This is a genomic window from Microcoleus sp. AR_TQ3_B6, from assembly GCF_036702785.1.
Classification (GTDB): Bacteria; Cyanobacteriota; Cyanobacteriia; order Cyanobacteriales; family Microcoleaceae; genus Microcoleus.
The window spans coordinates 1-2,790 of sequence record NZ_JAUBVJ010000208.1 but is presented as its reverse complement, the minus strand read 5'-3'; the positions used below and the strand labels follow the sequence as shown (position 1 = coordinate 2,790).

Genomic DNA, 2,790 nt, shown 5'->3' with positions numbered 1-2,790 from the left:
ATGGGGGGACCATCCTCCAAGGCTAAATACTCGTAATCGACCGATAGTGAACCAGTACCGTGAGGGAAAGGCGAAAAGAACCCCGGGAGGGGAGTGAAATAGATCCTGAAACCGCATGCTTACAAAAAGTAGGAGCCCGCAAGGGTGACTGCGTACCTTTTGTATAATGGGTCAGCGACTTACATTCAGTGGCAAGGTTAACCGAATAGGGAAGCCGTAGAGAAATCGAGTCCGAATAGGGCGAATCAGTCGCTGGGTGTAGACCCGAAACCAAGTGATCTATCCATGGCCAGGATGAAGGTGCCGTAACAGGTACTGGAGGTCCGAACCGACTAGTGTTGCAAAACTAGCGGATGAGCTGTGGATAGGGGTGAAAGGCTAAACAAACTTGGAAATAGCTGGTTCTCTCCGAAAACTATTTAGGTAGTGCCTCAAGTATTACCGTCGGGGGTAGAGCACTGTTTAGGCTAGGGGGTCATGGCGACTTACCAAACCTATGCAAACTCCGAATACCGACGAGTACAGCTTGGGAGACAGAGCACCGGGTGCTAACGTCCGGACTCAAGAGGGAAACAACCCAGACCGCCAGCTAAGGTCCCTAAAATTGGCTAAGTGGGAAACGAAGTGGGAAGGCTAAAACAGTCAGGATGTTGGCTTAGAAGCAGCCATCATTTAAAGAAAGCGTAATAGCTCACTGATCGAGTCGTCCTGCGCGGAAGATGTAACGGGGCTAAGCCAGTTACCGAAGCTGCGGATTTGCAATTTATTGCAAGTGGTAGGAGAGCGTTCTGTAGGCCTGTGAAGGTGTCTGGTAACGGATGCTGGAGGTATCAGAAGTGCGAATGCTGACATGAGTAGCGTTAAAGGGGGTGAAAAGCCCCCTCGCCGTAAGCGCAAGGTTTTCTACGCAACGTTCATCGGCGTAGAGTGAGTCGGCCCCTAAGGCGAGGCAGAGATGCGTAGCTGATGGGAAACAGGTCAATATTCCTGTACCGATCAATAGTGCGATGTGGGGACGGAGAAGGTTAGCTCAGCCAACTGTTGGATATGTTGGTTCAAGCCTGTAGTCGTGCCTGGTAGGCAAATCCGCCGGGCTTAGATGAGGGGTGATAACGAGTCTGCTTGCAGACGAAGTGAGTGATACCCTGCTTCCAGGAAAAGCCACTAAGCTTCAGCTATTGACGACCGTACCGCAAACCGACACTGGTGCGCGAGATGAGTATTCTAAGGCGCTTGAGAGAACTCAGGAGAAGGAACTCGGCAAATTGATACCGTAACTTCGGGAGAAGGTATGCCCCAAGTAGGTGAACCTGTACAAGGCGAGCCCAACGGGGTTGCAAAAAATCGGTGGCTGCGACTGTTTAATAAAAACACAGCACTCTGCAAACACGAAAGTGGACGTATAGGGTGTGACGCCTGCCCGGTGCTGGAAGATTAAATGATGGGGTGCAAGCTCTTGATTGAAGTCCCAGTAAACGGCGGCCGTAACTATAACGGTCCTAAGGTAGCGAAATTCCTTGTCGGGTAAGTTCCGACCTGCACGAATGGCGTAACGATGGCCACACTGTCTCCTCCTGAGACTCAGCGAAGTTGAAATGTTTGTGATGATGCAATCTCCCCGCGGAAAGACGGAAAGACCCCATGAACCTTTACTGTAGCTTTGTATTGGACTTTGAACAGATCTGTGTAGGATAGGTGGGAGGCTTTGAAGTGAGGTCGCTAGATCTCATGGAGCCAACGTTGAAATACCACCCTGGTGTGTTTGAGGTTCTAACCTAGGTCCATTATCTGGATCGGGGACAGTGCATGGTAGGCAGTTTGACTGGGGCGGTCTCCTCCCAAAGCGTAACGGAGGAGTTCGAAGGTACGCTAGTTACGGTCGGACATCGTGACGATAGTGCAATGGCATAAGCGTGCTTAACTGCGAGACTGACAAGTCGAGCAGATGCGAAAGCAGGACATAGTGATCCGGTGGTTCTGTATGGAAGGGCCATCGCTCAACGGATAAAAGGTACTCTGGGGATAACAGGCTGATACCGCCCAAGAGTTCATATCGACGGCGGTGTTTGGCACCTCGATGTCGGCTCATCTCATCCTGGGGCTGTAGCCGGTCCCAAGGGTATGGCTGTTCGCCATTTAAAGAGGTACGTGAGCTGGGTTTAAAACGTCGTGAGACAGTTTGGTCCCTATCTTCCGTGGGCGCTGCAGATTTGAGGAAGCCTGCTCCTAGTACGAGAGGACCGGAGTGGACACACCTCTGGTGTATCGGTTGTCACGCCAGTGGCATTGCCGAGTAGCTAAGTGTGGAAGAGATAACCGCTGAAAGCATCTAAGCGGGAAACTCGTTTCAAGATGAGATCTGCCGGGGCCTTGAGCCCCCTAAAGAGTCGTTCAAGACCAGGACGTTGATAGGTCAGGTGTGGAAGCGCAGTAATGCGTTAAGCTAACTGATACTAATTGCTCGTGCGGCTTGACCCTATAACTTTGATTGCCAACGCAAGTGATTGCGATAAGCTCAAAGATTGTTATGCCAAGTTGACGCAGTCAAAAGACACAAAAATCTGATTCCAAACTCTATGAATTCGTTGTGTTGCTCCCAGAGCAGCCCGACACCAAGTTATGCCTGATGACCATAGCAAGTTGGTACCACTCCTTCCCATCCCGAACAGGACAGTGAAACGACTTTGCGCCGATGATAGTGCGGGTTCCCGTGTGAAAGTAGGTCATCGTCAGGCTCTTACAGCCCAAACCGCCCTTCTGCTCGTTCGAGTAGAAGGGCGTTTTGCTTTG

At 51.1% G+C, this 2,790-nt stretch carries 2 rRNA genes; both read left to right on the top strand.

The features are described 5' to 3' along the window. Positions 1 to 2,478 (top strand): 23S ribosomal RNA (locus QUB56_RS36675); the annotation flags it as partial. Between the two features lie 144 nt (positions 2,479 to 2,622). Next, a 5S ribosomal RNA gene (rrf, locus tag QUB56_RS36670) occupies positions 2,623 to 2,735 on the top strand. The last annotated feature ends 55 nt before the right edge of the window (positions 2,736 to 2,790 follow it).